Source organism: Ureibacillus xyleni, from assembly GCF_900217795.1.
GTDB lineage: Bacteria > Bacillota > Bacilli > Bacillales_A > Planococcaceae > Ureibacillus > Ureibacillus xyleni.
The window spans coordinates 129,513-146,584 of sequence record NZ_OBMQ01000002.1 but is presented as its reverse complement, the minus strand read 5'-3'; the positions used below and the strand labels follow the sequence as shown (position 1 = coordinate 146,584).

The window sequence follows — 17,072 nt, the reverse complement described above, 5'->3', positions numbered from 1 at the left end:
AATTATTTAACCTCCCAGATTTGAGGAGTTTGTGTATTGAAATCTGTTGCTTGCTCATAAGCGAAAGCAGTACGGTAAATTGTTTCCTCATCGAAATGTTTACCGATAATTTGTAAACCTAGTGGAAGTCCATTTTCAAAACCACATGGAATTGAAATAGCTGGAACACCTGCTAAGTTAATTGGAATTGTTAAAATGTCGTTTGCATACATCGTCATTGGATCATCAATGTTTTCGCCAACTTTAAATGCTGGAGTTGGTGCAGTAGGTCCAACAATTACATCATAGTTTTCGAATACTTTGTCGTAATCTTCTTTAATTAATGTACGAACTTGTTGTGCTTTTTTGTAGTAAGCATCGTATGTACCAGCACTTAAAGAATAAGTTCCAAGCATGATACGACGTTTTACTTCATCACCAAAACCTTGCGCGCGAGTTTCTTTATAAAGTTCCATTAAGTTCTTCACGCCTTCAGCACGGAAACCGTAACGGATACCATCGAAACGAGAAAGGTTAGATGAAGCTTCAGATGAAGAAAGGATATAGTAGGCAGCTAGAGCATACTTAGAGTGTGGAAGAGATACTTCTTCTACAGTTGCTCCTAAACCTTTTAATACTTCAAGAGCTTCTAAAACTGAGTTACGTGCTGCTTCGCCAACACCTTCTCCAAGGAATTCTTTTGGCACTGCAATACGTAAGCCTTTAATGTCGCCATTTAGTGAAGCAACATAGTTTGGTACTGGCACATCCGCTGAAGTAGAATCGTTTGCGTCTACACCTGCGATTGCTTCAAGTAATAAAGCGTTGTCATATACATTACGAGTAATTGGTCCAATTTGATCTAATGAAGATGCGAATGCAACTAAACCAAAACGAGATACACGGCCATAAGTTGGTTTCATTCCAACAACACCACAATAGGCTGCTGGTTGACGGATTGAACCACCTGTATCTGAACCTAGTGAGAATGGAACTTCACCAGCTGCAACACTTGCTGCAGATGCACCTGAAGAGCCTCCTGGTACATGGTCAAGGTTCCATGGGTTTTTAGTTGTTTTGAAAGCAGAGTTTTCATTAGATGAACCCATTGCGAATTCATCCATGTTTAATTTACCAACAGTAATCATGCCAGCATCGCGAAGTTTTTTCACGACTGTTGCATCATAGATTGGCATAAAACCTTCTAAAATTTTTGATGCACATGTTGTTTCAAGACCTTCAGTTACGATATTGTCTTTTACTCCAATTGGTAAACCAAATAATGGACCACGTTGTTCGAATGGAACTTGATCCATTTCTTCAGCCTGAGCTATTGCTTTTTCTTTATTTAAAGCTAAAAATGCTTGTACATCGCCATCTAATTTTTCAATGCGTGCAAAAGCTTCATTTGTTAAATCAGCAATTTTAAAATCGCCGCTATGTAAGCCTTCTTGTAATTCCTTTGATGAACGTTCAAATAACGTCATGAGTTACCCTCCTGCTTAGGTGATTAGTCTTCTAAAATTGGTGGAACTTTAACTTGTCCAGCCTCTTGTTCTTTTACGTTTAGCATCATTACTTCACGATCTAAACCTTTTTGTGCAACGTCTTCACGCATAACATTTACAATTGGTAATACGTGAGAAGTTGGTTTAACGTTTGTTGTATCCAATTCATTTAGTTGCTCTGCAAAATCCGTAATTTTTCCAAGTTGGTTTGCAAATTTTTCAGCTTCTTCATCCGTAATTGCAAGACGAGCTAAATGGGCAACGTGTTTTACTTCTTCTTTTGTTAATTTCGCCATTAATCTACACCTCCGAATATGAACGTGGCAATAATCAATAATAATACCATTTTTCCTGTAAAAAATCTCAATATTGGACTAAAAACTTGGTATCTCGTCATTCTTTTACCTTATATGCCTTTATTCCACTTTAAGTTTACTCAAACAATTTCTATTATCGCCAAATTTCCCACAAATTCAAACCTATTCTTAGAATTGTCATATAGTAATTTAATACTCACAAAAAAAACAATGTAGCCAAAATGACTACACTGTTACTCATAAATATGAACCAATGGTTCTGCATCATTACGATCTTTTAAAATAAGCACTTCTGGTCCATTAACAGATGTAATGCTTACCTCGATGTCTATATCGTTCGGTAATTGTTTAATAATAACGCCAGAGAGATATTGAGAAAATCCAATAATTTCAGTAGATCCATAAAATTGAATTGGAATTTCAATCGAAAGTTTTGTCATTTGATTATTTTGATAAAACCCGCGTCCTATTACACTCGTATAGTTTGCGAAATATTTATCCACATCTTGTTTAAGGTTCAGGAATTTGTCGTTAGCTTCTCGATATATTTCGTCTGGCGAAGACATTGGGAACGTCACGTATTCTTCGTTAATTTTTTGCCATTCCCCTAAACTACTTTGGCCATTTTCTGAAACACTATAGGCAAAGTAAGTTCCCGGCACAATAGAATTACGTTCTTCTTGTTTAAACAAACCAATAACTATAGGAATATCCTTCATATCTGGTCTTGCACGTAATCTTGTAAGAACTTCCTCTGCAATTTGTTTTCCCTTTTTCTCTATATCTGCTTCAGGAATTGGCTCCTCATAATATTCTCCATACTGTTCCTTTTGATAGTAGTAGATAGAATTTAGAGCAAGCCCTATTGAAATACCACCTATCTTAACTTTGTTATCCTCTGTTTTTGTAAGATAGTTTTGCTCAACGATATGGGCTAAGTAAATAGGTGCTTGTTTTGCCCGCACTTCTGGTGATAATTTATTCCCGGATGCATCTGTATCAGGTGGGTTCAAACCATGTAATTCTGGTGATTCCTTTTGATTTTGATTGCTTCGGTATAACCAATTACTCACCGTTTCAGAATCTAGATACTGACCTTCTTGGAAATAGTAAGTATCTGTATCGTAAACATTTTGAGATAAACGCATTAGTCCTGTTTCTACTTCATTAATGTCGTACTTTGTAAATAAATTTGACACGACTAATCCACGGCTTGCACTTTCCTTATACGGTACAAGCGTTCTATAATAACGGTCACTTATTTGAATACTAGGGATGATTGTCGTTTCAACCTCTGCTTCAGCTTCATCTGTATTTTGTAACACTTCTGTATCTTCTTTAAGGGAAGGTACACAACCTGTTAGCATTGCAACAACGACCATCGCCGGAATCCAGCGAAATCGGTTCATCGTTTGAAACTCCTTTACTATTGTAATTGTTCAACTAGGCGGTTTTCGTCCCATACTTCAATGCCAAGTTCTTGAGCTTTTGTTAATTTTGAACCAGCATCTTCTCCTGCAATGACAAGATCGGTTTTTTTACTAACGCTACCTGTAACTGTTCCGCCCAACTCTTCTATTTTCGCCTTTGCTTCATTCCGTGTCAATTGCGATAATTTTCCTGTAAGAACAATCGTCTTACCTGCAAATGGATTTTCACCAATTTCCACTTGAACTTTTTTACCTTTGAATGTCATATTTACGCCAACTTCTTTTAGCCGTGAAATCAACACTTTTACTTCATCTTGTTGGAAATAAGTTACGACAGAATCTGCCATCTTTTCTCCAATTTCAAAAATTGCTGTCAATTGATTTTCTCTTGCTTCCATAAGGGCATCGATAGTTTCAAATTGTTCTGATAAGATTTTTGCCGCTTTTTCTCCCACATGACGAATACCTAGACCAAATAAAAGACGTTCCATTGAATTTTCTTTCGATTGTTCTATGGCATTTACTAAATTCGTAGCGGATTTTTCTCCCATTCGTTCAAGTTTTACAAGTTGTTCTACTTGAAGGTGGTACAAATCAGCAACATCTTTAATATAGTTTTCACGAAGAAGTTGCTCCACTACTTTTTCACCTAAACCATCGATATTCATCGCGTTACGCGAAACAAAATGCTTAATTCCCTCAGCAATTTGCGCAGGACAAGTTGGGTTAACGCAACGTAATGCAACCTCACCTTCAATGCGGATAAGTTCACTATCACATGCAATACAATGTGTTGGCATTTCAAAAGGAACCGCATCTTCAGGACGTTGCTCTAAAATAACCCCGACCACTTCTGGAATAATATCGCCAGCTTTATGGACGATGACAGTATCCCCAATACGGATATCTTTTTCACGGATCAAGTCTTCATTATGAAGGGAAGCTCTTCCTACTGTTGAACCTGCTACTAGAACTGGTTCTAAAATTGCAGTAGGAGTTAATACACCAGTTCGACCAACAGTAAGTTCGATATCTAGTAATTTCGTCACAACCTCTTCAGCAGGGAATTTGTAAGCAATTGCCCAACGTGGACTTTTAGCAGTAAATCCTAGTTCATCTTGGTGAGCATAGCGGTTTACTTTTACGACGATTCCATCAATTTCGTAAGGTAGGTTTTGACGATTTTCTGTCCACTTAGTTATGAACGACAGCACATCATCAATAGTTTCACATAACTGTCTTTCTTTGTTCGAAGGAAATCCTAGAGTTTCTAAATAATCTAGCATTTCTGCATGAGAATCGATTCCATAGGCTTCACCATCTCCACCAATTGCATAGATGAAGGTTGAAAGGTTACGACTAGCTGCGATTTTTGGATCTAATTGACGTAGTGAACCGGCTGCTGCGTTACGCGGATTTGCAAATAGTTCTTCTCCTTTTTCCGCACGTGTGTTATTTAGTGTTTCAAAGGATTTTTTCGGCATATAGGCTTCACCGCGCACCTCAATTGTGATAGGCTCCTTTAATCGCAACGGAATTGCCCGTATTGTTTTTAAGTTGGCTGTAATGTCTTCTCCAACTGAACCATCACCTCGAGTGGCACCTTGAACGAACACTCCATTTTCATATCGTAGTGAAATCGCCAACCCGTCAATTTTCAATTCACACACATAGGAAAAATTATCTCCAATTGCTTGTCGGATTTTTCGGTCAAAGTCGCGTAAGTCCTCTTCGCCAAAAGCATTGGATAAACTGAGCATAGGATACGTATGAGTTACTTTACGGAAACCATCAACTGCCACACCTCCAACACGTCCTGTAGGTGAATCGGGATAAATTAATGATGGATTTTCTTTTTCTATAGCAATTAATTCATGTAAGAGTTGATCATAAACAGCATCAGCTACGATTGGCTTATCTAGTACGTAATAGGCATGTTCATATTCATGAAGCAATTTATTTAACTCTGCAACTCGTTTTTCAATGTCGTTCATTGTATTCCTCCAAAATACATATTTTACCCTTTTGTAATTGGTGCGAATTTCGCTAATAAACGTTTAATACCGATATTCGGAAATGCAATGTCTAGTTCAAGTCCGTCTCCTTCACCTTTCACACTAACAACGGTACCTGTACCCCATTTACCATGGACAGCTTTATCTCCTGCTTTCCAACCTAGTTCATTTCCACCCGTAGATTGTAAGCTGGCTACTTGAGACTTTGTTTGTACATTCCCCACTGTGCGGCGATAACTTGAAGCACGTCTACTTGAGCTAAAGGGAAGCTCCTCTGCATCAATACGATTTCCTGATTTTGAAATGTGCTCCATAACATCATCCGAAATTTCATTTAAAAATCTTGAAGGCATATTGAAACTTGAACGACCATAAAGCGTACGTGTCCCAGCACAAGATAAATAAAGTCGCTGTTCTGCTCGCGTTATGCCAACATAACAAAGGCGACGTTCTTCCTCCATCTCAGCAGCATCATTTAAAGATCTTGAATGTGGAAAAATATTTTCCTCCATACCGATTATGAAAACAACTGGGAATTCTAATCCTTTTGCCGAATGCATAGTCATTAAAATAATACTACCTTTTGAAGTGTCTTCTTTCTCTAGAGCATCAATATCTGCAACTAGTGCTAAATCTGTTAAAAAAGCAACGAGGGATTTATCATCACTACGCTCTTCAAAGGCTTTTGTTACGGATAAAAACTCTTCGATATTTTCTAATCTACTTTCGGCTTCAATTGTTTTTTCATTTTCGAGCATTTCCCGGTAGCCGGACTTTTCAATTACTTGCTCAACAAGTTCTGTAACAGAGAGAAATTCTTGCATTTGTGTTAAGTTTGATATCAACTCACGAAACTTCTCCACTGCTCCAGCTGCCCTCGAAGTAAGCCCCATAAATAATACTTCCTTCATCGCCTCAAAAATTGAAAGGTCATGTTGGATTGCATAGGTTGCCATTTTTTCAAATGAAGTTGCCCCGATATTTCGTTTTGGCTCATTGATAATTCTTGCAAGGGACAGATCATCATCATTGTTTGCAATTAAGCGTAGGTATGCTAGTAAATCTTTAATTTCTTTGCGGTCGTAGAATTTTGTTCCACCCACGATTTGGTAGGTCATATTTGATTTTACGAGCACTTCTTCCATAACACGGGATTGAGCATTCGTACGGTAAAGAATCGCAAAATCATCTAATGAGCGGTTTTCCTGATCCATTAATTTTTGAATGGTTTGTACTACAAATTGAGCTTCATCTTGTTCTGTTGAAGCTTTGTAGACAACTACTTTATCTCCGTCGAGGTTCTCTGTTCTAAGTCGTTTCGGGTACCTGCTCTCATTATTTTCAATAACATCATTGGCAGCCTGTAAAATGCGTTTTGTCGAACGGTAATTTTGCTCAAGTAAAATCACTTTCGCATTTGGGTAATCTTTTTCAAAAGATAAAATGTTTCCGATATCCGCCCCACGCCAACGATAAATAGATTGGTCAGAATCCCCTACAACACAAATGTTTTTAAACTTTTGAGCTAATAATTGTACGAGCTTATATTGAGAGTGGTTCGTATCTTGGTACTCATCCACGTGAATATATTGGAACTTATTTTGATAGAATTCCAACACGTCTGGTACTCGTTCGAATAATGTAATGGTCGTCATGATGAGATCGTCAAAGTCGAGTGATTGGTTTTTACGTAGTCTCTTTTCGTATTCATCGTAAACTTGTGAAACGACCTTTTCGTAGGGATTGTTCGGATTGCTATTAGTCTTATACATATCAGCAGTTATGCACTCGTTTTTTGCCGAACTAATAGCATTTAAAATCGCACGGGGTTCATAACGTTTCGAATCGATATTAAGCTGTTTTAATACGTTCTTCACTACAGTAAGTTGGTCGGACGAATCTAGGATAGAGAAGTTTTTTGAATAGCCGATACGGTCGATATTTCTTCTTAAAATACGCACACACATTGAGTGGAAGGTAGATACCCACATACTATCTGTTGTACCATTTCCCAAAAGTCCATCAATTCGTTCACGCATTTCGCGGGCAGCCTTATTAGTGAAGGTAATGGCTAAAATTTTTGAAGGATATACCTCTTTTTCAACGACTAAATAGGCAATTCGATGGGTCAATACGCGCGTTTTCCCTGAACCAGCTCCTGCCATGATTAATAGGGGGCCTTCTGTTGTTTTTACAGCTTCAGCTTGCTGTGGATTCATTCCATTTAGTAAGTTTTTCGTTATTTGTTCCATGATGCACCGCCTTTATACAAACATTTGTTCTATTATACTATATCTACACCCCTAAAGCATTTTAAATGGCAATACTTTTTACAGCTTCAACCGTTTTTAAAGCTTGTTTTATATCGTCGTAAATAATGTTGCCAACGATTACAGTATCTGCAATTTTCGCCATTTCTTCAGCCTGTTCAACATTTGTAATGCCTCCACCGTAAAATAGCTTTGTTTCTGATAACACCTCTTTTACAGCCGAAACTATTTCTACATCACCGTAAGCTCCACTATATTCCACATAAAATATTGGTAGTTTGAAATAATTTTCCGCTAGTCTTGCATAAGCAATAACATCTTCTTTTGACAAGTCTGTATTCGCACTCGTTGCTTCTGCTACTTTACAATCTGGATTCAATATACAATAACCTTCCGCAATCAACTCGTCCCATACCATCACATCTCCATATTCTTTCAATGCTGCATGGTGAAGGTCTTTTACCCATTTCGTATCCGTACTGTTTAATACTGAAGGGATAAGATAATAATCAAAACCACCAATCACGGATTCTAAATTTGATATTTCTAGAGCAACAGGTACTGAAAAGCGTCTTACCCGTAACAAAATATCAATAACATTATCAACTGTAACCCCATCTGTTCCACCAACTAAAATCACATCTGTTCCTGATTCACACAATTTTTCTAAATCGTCCTCCGAAATTTCCTTTGCCGGATCAATTTTAAACACATGCCGCCAACTTTTATAATCCATTCTTGCACCCCACCTAAAATGTTCTAAATTTATATAGATTCATAACAAGTATAACGTAAACTACAATAAAGAGAAAAAAATTTAGAAGTAAAAAAAAGCTGCCTAATAGTCAGTTTTTGACTTACTAGGACAGCCTAAAATTTTTAAAAATTACTTTGGTTGGAATGGCTTTTCGTCAGGATATAAACGTCCTAACATTTCATCATACGTATCGTTTCCATAATCAAAACAACGACGAACTCGAGAAATGGTTGCTGTGGAAGCACCTGTTTCTTTTTTAATTGTTTCGTATGTTTTCTTTAAACGTAGTAAATGAGCTACTTCAAACCGTTGAGCCAACGATTGAATTTCACTTATTGTACATAAATCATCAAAAAATTTATAGCATTCTTCGAGATTTTTTAGTTCCAATACAGCTTTAAATAATTGATCAGTTTGATGTCCCCGTATTTTATCAATCTGCATGCATTTTCTTCCCTTCACTAAACTAAGAGAAACTAACTGATGAAACAATTCCTGGATTTGATGGAACAAAATGTATCCATGTTTGTCCAGGTACTAATTTCACTTCACTACCATCAGTTTCTACTGCTTTTAAAACGCCATCCACATTTTCCCAAAGCACTTCACGCATAATTCCTTGTTGAAACACATATGCTGTGCCGCCTGAAGTAATATCGATTTCCAGTCGACCTGCGCTATCGATAATGCTATGATCCATTTCGAAAAATAAAACATTAGATAACGCGATTGGTTCCCCTGTCAAATTGTCTGTTGTTTCTACACTTCCCGCTTCCCTCGAATATGTTTTTGTGTCAGCATTATAAGTATAAAGGCTATTAAAGGAACTGGACCCTCCGTAATTTATCTCTACTGAAGTTGCTTCAATTCCCATTTTAGCACTTTCATCTGGCTCATAAAAATTATACGACACTTTTTCCTGATAAAGAAGTGAAGCATTCACTTTCTCTGCAGCAAGTTCAATATTTTCTCCTGGAATATAGGAATTGTGTGGCGCAACTCTGTCTGAAGAACGTTTAAAAATTGTGCCATCATACGCCATTCCGTTGATATTATCGACGAAACCATTCATCAACATTGTTTGTGCTTCTGGACTATATCCATGGGCAATGTAAAATGCATCCAAACCTGCTGCAATTTCGATAAAGTAGTCTCTCGCACTACGAATTGGTCCAATTATTTCAGGAATTTCAGATTGGTATAAAGCTAACAATCTAGTTATATTACCTTCTGCTAACATTTCATAAACAATATCTGCAGATGCAATACCGGATTGGGGCCTTGCATCTGGATGGTTATTAATAGTTGCAATAATCGGACGCATGGTTACTTCATTTGCAATCTTCTCTCCTGTGAAAGGTGTCACATAAGGTAACTCGACTTCTTCCGTAACAGGTATCGTTTCTTCGTCTACAGATTCTTCTACTTTTTCTGCTTCTTCTTTATCTCCACAACCAACAAGTAAAATTGTCGAGAATAGTGCTATCATTACTTTATTACGAACCATTTTCTTTCTCCCCTTTAGCGCATCACAGCTGGTAACATTACTTTCTTTTGCATAACATCATATATCCCACGAGGTGTTATACGAATATATGGTAGATGTGTTGATTGTAAGAATAGTAAAGTATAGATTACATCAGAGTGTTTGTATCCCCGTTCTTTCATAGCAGATTTCAATGCTAATTCATATTTAATGAGTTCTTCAACATCTCCATCAAACAGAGAGCCATTAATCGGTAATGGAATTGAAGTAACAACCTCACTATTTTCAGTAAGAACAATTCCACCTTTAATTTTTCTTAATTCTTCAAAGGCTTGTTTCATATCTTTAATATTTTTTCCTATAACGATAATTTCACCGGTACATGAATAAGAAGAGGCAAATCCCTTTACATGGGTGTCGAATCCTTTAATCATCGTATTGACTCGCCATTTTCCATTTCGATCGATTAATAATAAATAGCTTTCATCACAACCTAGTGGCAATTCCTTATTATTAAATTGGAGATTAATAGAGTAAGGCTTTGTAATGACGTCATTTACCATTTCGATTCCGATTGGCATTGAAAATTGAAAATCATCATCCGTTAACCCAAATGATAATTCAAGAGGTTCAAAATGTCCCCAATCAATTTTTGGTAAGGCATTAACTTTTTCATTGTTTTGTTTTACCCATACACCTTTGGATAAAACAGCTTCAGGATTTGGTGAAAATTCATCTTTTAAAATATTTAATGATGCAAATCGGCCTGTAGCAATTAAACCGTGTAAGTGGTTCATGTTATAATAACGGGCAATATTATAAGAAGCCATGTTATAAGCGTCGATTGGTGAAACACCTTCATCTAAGGCAATCTGTATACATTTATCCATTACACCATCTTGATGGAAACTAGGTGTAGAGCCATCTGTTGTCATCATTAGATGGTCAAAAATGTTTAAGTTTTTCTCTATAATCCCATTTAAAAGTTGTGGTAAATCTGGGCGAATAGAGGAATGTCTTAACGTAACCGCAAATCCGTGTAGAATTCGATTTTCTACTTCCTCTACCGTCATCGCCTCATGGTCACCATCCGCACCAAATAACTTCATACGAGCAAGCGTTTTTTCGGAAGCTCCCGGAAAATGACCTTCCACCTTTTTACCTTTTAGTTTTGAAGCTTGAATCCAATACAGCATCAAATCATCACCACGGATAATACGTGGCCATCCTGTTAACTCTCCACCAACAATTACATCATTTCGTTCAAGCCATTCAAGAACCGATTTATTTGTAAAAAGTTCATCTTCATTTTCAAGTTCTGTTTGTGAATCGAATCGTGCCCACCAGTAAAAAGAAAACGGCAATTTTTTCAATTGATCTAAAATTGAAAACGCTTTCTGATTTGGGAGTGATAATACATATGACATGTTGTCGGCTATAAACGTCGTCGTACCACTTTGTGCAGCAAAATCTGCAAAGGATTGAGGATGATAAAGCTGAAACGGATGAACATGTGGCTCAATGTATCCCGGAACAACTACTTTTCCCTGTAAATCCAGCACCTGTGTATTATTAAGACTTGTAGGCATTTCCTTCCCAACATATACAATCCGATCCCCTAAAATCCATATGTTTCCATTAATCCATTGTTTAAGTACACTATGTAAATAACGTGTATTTTTTAAAACAATTGATGGTGCGTGTTTACCATCTATAACGGCAACTTGCTTTCGTATTTCATGAATTTTCCAGGTAGACTCTGGCATAATTAACACTCCCTTCTATTACTTTTAAAATTTATTTCGACTAAAGACATTTTATACGCACATACTAACTTTGCTCAAAAAGTATTCAAATTATTTATTTAAATTTTTGAGCTCTTATCTATCGTATCACAGCACTTTTGTAAATTAAAGTTTTTAGGTTGGAACATATTTACTTTAAAAGGAGTGTCTGACATGCAAGAAAATATTTCAGAAAAAAGCGGTTTTGTTCGCTTAGCACTTGGTACAGGGTTAACAGCTTTTGGTGTTGCTCATTTGACAAAGGATTCTGGTAGCAAAACGCTCGGTTCTGCATTAGTTCTTGCTGGTGCCATGAAAGTTGCTGAAGGGATATTCTTATATTGCCCAATGAAGGCTCTCATCGGTTCGAATGTAAAAGAGGCGGTTTACAATTCGTTTGATGAATATATGGACGGCGATAGCTTGATGAGAGCATATAATGACACTTATCAAGGTCGTTGGGGTAGCACTTCTTCCAATACTTCAAAAAGCAATCATTCCTGGTCTGATAGTGGACTTGCAAAGGTAGCAACTCAAGCGATGCAATCAGTAATGGAAGGTGAAGATCCTGAACAAGTCATTAACCAGGCTGCTTCATCCGTGAACGGTAGTCAATCATCAAACACTTCTTCAAGTAGTAAACAAACTGGTACTGCACAAAACTTTGCGAATGCAGCTTCAGAAGTGATGCAAAGTGTAGCGAATGGATCAGACCCGGCAGAGGCAGTTTCAAAAGCTGCGTCTCAAATGACCAATAATAATAACGGTGGGCCATCTAAGTCGGCATCTAATTCAAAAAAATAACCTAGAGGAAAGTAAAAAAGTACAACTGTTGATGTTGTACTTTTTTACTGCTTATTTAAATGTACGCCATCCAATATCTTTTCGATAAAAGAATTTATCCCATTGTAAAGTGTTAATTGCACTATAAACTTTTTCTTGTGCTTCTTTTAATGTATCGGCTTTTGCCCCAATTAAAAGAACACGTCCACCATTTCCAACAAAGTTACCATCAACTAATTTTGTTCCTGCGTGATAAACAGCAGTGTTTTCGGCAATATGAACTAAACTTGGAAGTGCATTACCTTTTTCTACATCTCCAGGATAACCTTCAGCTGCAATTACAACACCTAACATCGCTTCGTTAGACCATTGTAAATCAAAGTATTTTTCATCCATAAGTGCTTTCATGAATAATCCAAAATCAGAAGACATACGTGGGAGTACTACTTGAGTTTCAGGATCACCAAATCGTGCATTAAACTCGATTACTTTTGGACCTTGTTTCGTTAAAATCAATCCTGCATAAAGGATCCCTGTGAAAGATACCCCTTCTTCTTCCATAGCTTTTACTGTTGGCTCTACTATTTCAATATACGCTTTTGAAACAATTTCTTGTGGAATTTGTGGTACAGGAGAATATGCGCCCATCCCACCAGTATTAGGACCTTTGTCTCCATCGTAAGCACGTTTATGATCTTGCGCAATTACCATTGGATAAATTTGACCTTTATGTACAAACGACATGAAGGAGAATTCTTCGCCATCTAAAAACTCTTCAATGACAACACGTGAAGACGACTCACCAAAACGTTGGTTGCCAATCATATCATTAATAGCGTCAATTGCTTCTTGTTCAGTCATTGCTACAATTACACCTTTACCAGCTGCCAGACCATCTGCTTTTACGACAATTGGTGCCCCATGTTGCTTTACATACTCTATTGCATTTTCAGCATCCGTGAATGTATCGTAAGCAGCTGTCGGGATATTGTATTTTTTCATAATTTCTTTTGCATACGATTTACTGCCTTCGATTTGAGCAGCAGCTTTCGTTGGTCCAAAAATTGTTAAGTTGCGAGCATGGAAGAAGTCTACTATTCCACCTGCTAATGGTTGTTCAGGTCCGACGAAAGTTAAGTCAATTTCATGTTCTTTTGCAAATTGGGCTAGTCCTGCAAAATCCATCGCATCTAATGCTACTAATTCTGCACAATCACGCATCCCATCATTACCAGGTGCTGCGTATACTTTATCAACAGATGGAGCATCATTAAATTTTTTGGCGATTGCATGCTCGCGACCACCACTTCCGATTACAAGGATATTCATAAAGTGCCTCCTATAATTTTTTATGTGCGGTTTTTATCGATTTATGTGCGGTTTTGACCTGTTTATGTGCGGTTTACGGGGATTTATGTGCGCTTTTCTCGAGTTTATGTGCGCTTTTCCCCGTGTTTTCCTAAAAAACGCCCGCCTCCCAAAGACGAGCGTAATTTTATATTAATGTTTAAAGTGACGTACTCCAGTAAATACCATTGCAATTCCGAATTCGTTAGCTTTATCGATAGAATCTTGATCTTTTACAGAGCCACCAGGTTGAATGATTGCTGTAATGCCTGCTGCTGCTGCTGTTTCAACTGTATCGCTCATTGGGAAGAATGCGTCAGATGCAAGTACTGCACCTTTTGATTTTTCTCCAGCTTGTTCTAGAGCGATTTTTGCTGCGCCAACACGGTTCATTTGTCCAGCACCCACACCTAAAGTCATTTGAGTATCATTAACCACAATTGCATTAGATTTAACATGTTTTACAACTGCCCAACCTAGTTTTAATGCTTCCCACTCTTCTTCAGTAGGCTCACGATCTGTTGCGACTTTAATGTCCGCATCAGCAAAACCGAAAGTATCTTCTTCTTGAACTAAAAGACCACCTTCAACAGATACTACTTTAAATTGGTCTTTTTTCTCTTGAGCAAAGTTGATTGTCATTAAACGAATATTTTTCTTCTTAGTTAAAATTTCTAAAGCTTCTTCAGTAAATGAAGGGGCAATAATAATTTCTAAGAAAATTCCACCTAATTTTTCAGCAGTTGCTGCATCTACTTCACGATTTAACGCGATAATACCACCGAAAATTGAAGTTGGGTCTGCTTCATATGCTTTATCAAACGCTTCTTCGATTGTAGCACCAGTTCCAACACCACAAGGGTTCATATGTTTAACTGCAACCGCTGCTGGTTTCTCAAATTCTTTAACAATTTGTAGTGCCGCGTTCCCGTCTTGAATGTTGTTATACGAAAGCTCTTTACCATGTAATTGAGTTGCATAAGCTAAAGAGAAATCTGAGCTTAAACGTTTTTGATAAAATGCTGCTTTTTGATGAGGGTTTTCGCCATAACGTAACGTTTGTTTTAACTCATATGTCATTGTTAAGTTTTCTGGGAATTCTTCTTCCGTTAAATAGTTGGAAATATAAGAATCGTACGCAGCTGTGTGACGGAATACTTTTGCAGCTAACGCTTTACGTGTTTCGATTGTAGTAGAACCATTTGCTTTTAATTCCTCAAGAACTTTTGCATAATCGTTTGAATCTACAATTACCGTTACATACTGATGGTTTTTTGCAGCAGAACGTAACATCGTTGGACCACCGATATCAATGTTTTCAATTGCATCGTCCCAAGTTACATCAGGTTTTGAAATTGTTTCTACAAACGGATAAAGGTTTACACAAACAATTTCAATTGGTTCAATTCCATGCTCATTCATTTGGGCTTGGTGTGATGGGTCATCAAATTTTCCTAATAGACCACCGTGAATCATTGGGTTTAATGTTTTTACACGCCCATCTAGAATTTCTGGAAACTTTGTTACCTCATCAACCGCAGTAACAGGAACATTGTTATCTTGCAGCATTTTTTTCGTGCCGCCAGTTGATAAAATTTCATAGTCTAAAGCTACAAGTTCTTTTGCAAATTCTAAAATACCATCTTTGTTTGAAACACTAATTAGTGCACGTTTAGTCACAAAAAAGACCTCCAAGTTATGTAATTTGAGAACCGAGGTATGCATTCACATACCTTTTCTCAAGAAAGATTAATGAAAGATATTAATTTTATTTTCAAATATTTGTTTCAACGTTTTTGTGTAAAGTACATGTTCGATTGCATGAATACGTTCTTCTGTTGCAGCACGATTCCCTTCAACCACCTCAACTGCAGCCTGAGAAAGAATTGGCCCTGTATCCATTCCCTCATCAACAAAATGAACTGTGACACCTGTAATCTTCACACCATGATCCATTGCCTGACCAATGGCATCTTTTCCGGGGAATGAAGGTAATAATGACGGGTGGATGTTCACAATATGATAAGGATAAGCAGCTAACAATGTTTCGCCAATTAAGCGCATATAACCAGCTAGTACAACCCATTCAACTTCTTTCTCTTGAAGAACATTGATAATTTCCTGCTCATAATCAGCTTTCGATTTATAATTTCGTGCTGTAAAAGAAAAGACAGGAATATCAAATTTTTCTGCACGTGTAACTACAAAAGCATCTGGTTTATCAGTGACAACAAGTTCGATTTTGGCATCTAGCTCGCCACGAACGATTGCCTCTTGTATCGCTTGAAAATTACTACCACTACCAGAAGCAAAAACTGCGATTTTCGTTGTCATTTAAACTAAACTCCCATCATGCTCACCGTTGAAAATAACTCCTTCACCTTTTACAACACGACCAATTTTATAGGCCTTTTCATTATTTCCTTCAGCTATGGCGATAACTTTATCAACTTCAGATGCAGGAACTGAAAGTACATATCCAATTCCCATATTAAATACGTTATATAAATCTTTATCTGCTAAATCACCTTTGTCTTTTAAAAACTCAAAAATACGCAATACAGGCCAAGCACCTAAGTCAATTTCCGTTGCTAAACCTTCTGGCATCATACGAGGTAAGTTCTCATAGAAGCCTCCACCTGTAACATGGGCCATCCCATGAATATCTGCTTGTTTTAACATATCAAGAACTGGTTTTGCGTAAATTTTTGTTGGTACAAGAAGTGCCTCACCGATTGGGCCAAGATCTTCATAGCCTTCAACTACTTCATCTACTGTAAAGCCATTGTCAGCAAATACAATTTTTCGAACTAGTGAATATCCATTTGAGTGAACGCCACTTGATGCAAGACCAACTAACACGTCACCTTCAACAATTCGAGTACCTGTTACAACGTTCGCTTTCTCAGCTGCACCTACAGCAAATCCAGCTAAATCGTATTCATCCTCTTCATAAAGACCAGGCATTTCAGCAGTTTCCCCACCGATTAATGCTGCACCTGCTTGAACACATCCATCTGCTACACCTTTAACGATTTGCTCAATTTTTATAGGGTCGGCTTTCCCAACAGCCACGTAGTCTAAAAAATACAATGGTTCTGCGCCTTGAGCGACGATATCATTGACACACATTGCCACGCAATCCACACCAATTGTATCATGCTTATCTACCATAAAAGCTAATTTTAACTTTGTCCCGACTCCATCTGTACCTGAGATAAGAACGGGTTCTTTTAAGTTTAAAGAGGACAAATCAAACATGCCTCCGAAACCTCCGAACGTTCCCATAACACCTAAACGATTTGTACGTTCAACATGGGACTTCATTCGTTTTACGGCTTCATAACCAGCTTCAATATTTACGCCTGCTTGTTCATATGCTTTTGACATTTGAGA

At 37.4% G+C, this 17,072-nt stretch carries 14 protein-coding genes; 1 reads left to right on the top strand and 13 read right to left on the bottom strand.

The genetic code is table 11. From position 1 onward, the window contains the following. Positions 1–2: 2 nt before the first annotated feature. From gatA to CRO00_RS04545, 9 genes are all read right to left on the bottom strand, one after another. Complete coding sequence (gatA, locus tag CRO00_RS04585; protein ID WP_097072495.1) at positions 3–1,466, bottom strand: Asp-tRNA(Asn)/Glu-tRNA(Gln) amidotransferase subunit GatA; 1,464 nt, start codon at positions 1,464–1,466, stop codon at positions 3–5. A gap of 23 nt (positions 1,467–1,489) precedes the next feature. After that, the gene (gene gatC / locus CRO00_RS04580; RefSeq protein WP_097072494.1) at positions 1,490–1,783 is read right to left on the bottom strand and encodes an Asp-tRNA(Asn)/Glu-tRNA(Gln) amidotransferase subunit GatC; all 294 of its coding nucleotides are present in this window, start codon (positions 1,781–1,783) and stop codon (positions 1,490–1,492) included. Between the two features lie 254 nt (positions 1,784–2,037). Beyond that, entirely contained in the window at positions 2,038–3,213 is a 1,176-nt protein-coding gene (locus tag CRO00_RS04575) for a CamS family sex pheromone protein (RefSeq protein ID WP_097072493.1), read from the bottom strand. Between the two features lie 17 nt (positions 3,214–3,230). Continuing rightward, positions 3,231–5,228, bottom strand: coding sequence for an NAD-dependent DNA ligase LigA (gene ligA / locus CRO00_RS04570; protein WP_097072492.1), 1,998 nt, complete (start codon positions 5,226–5,228; stop codon positions 3,231–3,233). A gap of 23 nt (positions 5,229–5,251) precedes the next feature. Next, on the bottom strand, positions 5,252–7,501 hold the full coding sequence (gene pcrA / locus CRO00_RS04565; protein WP_097072491.1) for a DNA helicase PcrA: 2,250 nt from the start codon (positions 7,499–7,501) through the stop codon (positions 5,252–5,254). A 61-nt stretch (positions 7,502–7,562) separates the two neighbouring features. Next, on the bottom strand, positions 7,563–8,255 hold the full coding sequence (pcrB, locus tag CRO00_RS04560; RefSeq protein ID WP_097072490.1) for a heptaprenylglyceryl phosphate synthase: 693 nt from the start codon (positions 8,253–8,255) through the stop codon (positions 7,563–7,565). Positions 8,256–8,405: 150 nt separating this feature from the next. Beyond that, complete coding sequence (locus CRO00_RS04555) at positions 8,406–8,720, bottom strand: YerC/YecD family TrpR-related protein (protein ID WP_097072489.1); 315 nt, start codon at positions 8,718–8,720, stop codon at positions 8,406–8,408. Between the two features lie 22 nt (positions 8,721–8,742). After that, positions 8,743–9,783, bottom strand: coding sequence for a DUF3048 domain-containing protein (locus CRO00_RS04550; RefSeq protein ID WP_097072488.1), 1,041 nt, complete (start codon positions 9,781–9,783; stop codon positions 8,743–8,745). A gap of 14 nt (positions 9,784–9,797) precedes the next feature. Then, a complete protein-coding gene (locus tag CRO00_RS04545) occupies positions 9,798–11,528 on the bottom strand; it encodes an adenine deaminase C-terminal domain-containing protein (RefSeq protein ID WP_097072487.1) in 1,731 nt (576 codons plus the stop codon). A gap of 192 nt (positions 11,529–11,720) precedes the next feature. Between CRO00_RS04545 and CRO00_RS04540 the strand changes: the two genes are divergently transcribed. Continuing rightward, positions 11,721–12,350, top strand: coding sequence for a YgaP family membrane protein (locus CRO00_RS04540; protein WP_097072486.1), 630 nt, complete (start codon positions 11,721–11,723; stop codon positions 12,348–12,350). A gap of 51 nt (positions 12,351–12,401) precedes the next feature. Here CRO00_RS04540 and purD read toward each other — a convergent pair whose 3' ends face one another. From purD to purM, 4 genes are all read right to left on the bottom strand, one after another. Then, the gene (gene purD, locus CRO00_RS04535; RefSeq protein WP_097072485.1) at positions 12,402–13,658 is read right to left on the bottom strand and encodes a phosphoribosylamine--glycine ligase; all 1,257 of its coding nucleotides are present in this window, start codon (positions 13,656–13,658) and stop codon (positions 12,402–12,404) included. 171 nt (positions 13,659–13,829) lie between these two features. After that, positions 13,830–15,356, bottom strand: a complete 1,527-nt coding sequence (purH, locus tag CRO00_RS04530) for a bifunctional phosphoribosylaminoimidazolecarboxamide formyltransferase/IMP cyclohydrolase (RefSeq protein WP_097072484.1) — start codon at positions 15,354–15,356, stop codon at positions 13,830–13,832. Between the two features lie 69 nt (positions 15,357–15,425). Next, complete coding sequence (purN, locus tag CRO00_RS04525; protein ID WP_097072483.1) at positions 15,426–16,010, bottom strand: phosphoribosylglycinamide formyltransferase; 585 nt, start codon at positions 16,008–16,010, stop codon at positions 15,426–15,428. Continuing rightward, positions 16,011–17,066: a phosphoribosylformylglycinamidine cyclo-ligase gene (purM, locus tag CRO00_RS04520; RefSeq protein ID WP_097072482.1), complete on the bottom strand. Its 1,056-nt coding sequence runs from the start codon at positions 17,064–17,066 to the stop codon at positions 16,011–16,013. Between the last annotated feature and the right edge of the window lie 6 nt (positions 17,067–17,072).

Coding starts and splice junctions, on each gene's coding strand:
- gatA (WP_097072495.1), bottom strand. CDS start 1,466: ATGACGTTATTTGAACGTTCATCAAAGGAATTACAAGAAGGCTTACAT.
- gatC (WP_097072494.1), bottom strand. CDS start 1,783: ATGGCGAAATTAACAAAAGAAGAAGTAAAACACGTTGCCCATTTAGCT.
- CRO00_RS04575 (WP_097072493.1), bottom strand. CDS start 3,213: ATGAACCGATTTCGCTGGATTCCGGCGATGGTCGTTGTTGCAATGCTA.
- ligA (WP_097072492.1), bottom strand. CDS start 5,228: ATGAACGACATTGAAAAACGAGTTGCAGAGTTAAATAAATTGCTTCAT.
- pcrA (WP_097072491.1), bottom strand. CDS start 7,501: ATGGAACAAATAACGAAAAACTTACTAAATGGAATGAATCCACAGCAA.
- pcrB (WP_097072490.1), bottom strand. CDS start 8,255: ATGGATTATAAAAGTTGGCGGCATGTGTTTAAAATTGATCCGGCAAAG.
- CRO00_RS04555 (WP_097072489.1), bottom strand. CDS start 8,720: ATGCAGATTGATAAAATACGGGGACATCAAACTGATCAATTATTTAAA.
- CRO00_RS04550 (WP_097072488.1), bottom strand. CDS start 9,783: ATGGTTCGTAATAAAGTAATGATAGCACTATTCTCGACAATTTTACTT.
- CRO00_RS04545 (WP_097072487.1), bottom strand. CDS start 11,528: ATGCCAGAGTCTACCTGGAAAATTCATGAAATACGAAAGCAAGTTGCC.
- CRO00_RS04540 (WP_097072486.1), top strand. CDS start 11,721: ATGCAAGAAAATATTTCAGAAAAAAGCGGTTTTGTTCGCTTAGCACTT.
- purD (WP_097072485.1), bottom strand. CDS start 13,658: ATGAATATCCTTGTAATCGGAAGTGGTGGTCGCGAGCATGCAATCGCC.
- purN (WP_097072483.1), bottom strand. CDS start 16,010: ATGACAACGAAAATCGCAGTTTTTGCTTCTGGTAGTGGTAGTAATTTT.
- purM (WP_097072482.1), bottom strand. CDS start 17,066: ATGTCAAAAGCATATGAACAAGCAGGCGTAAATATTGAAGCTGGTTAT.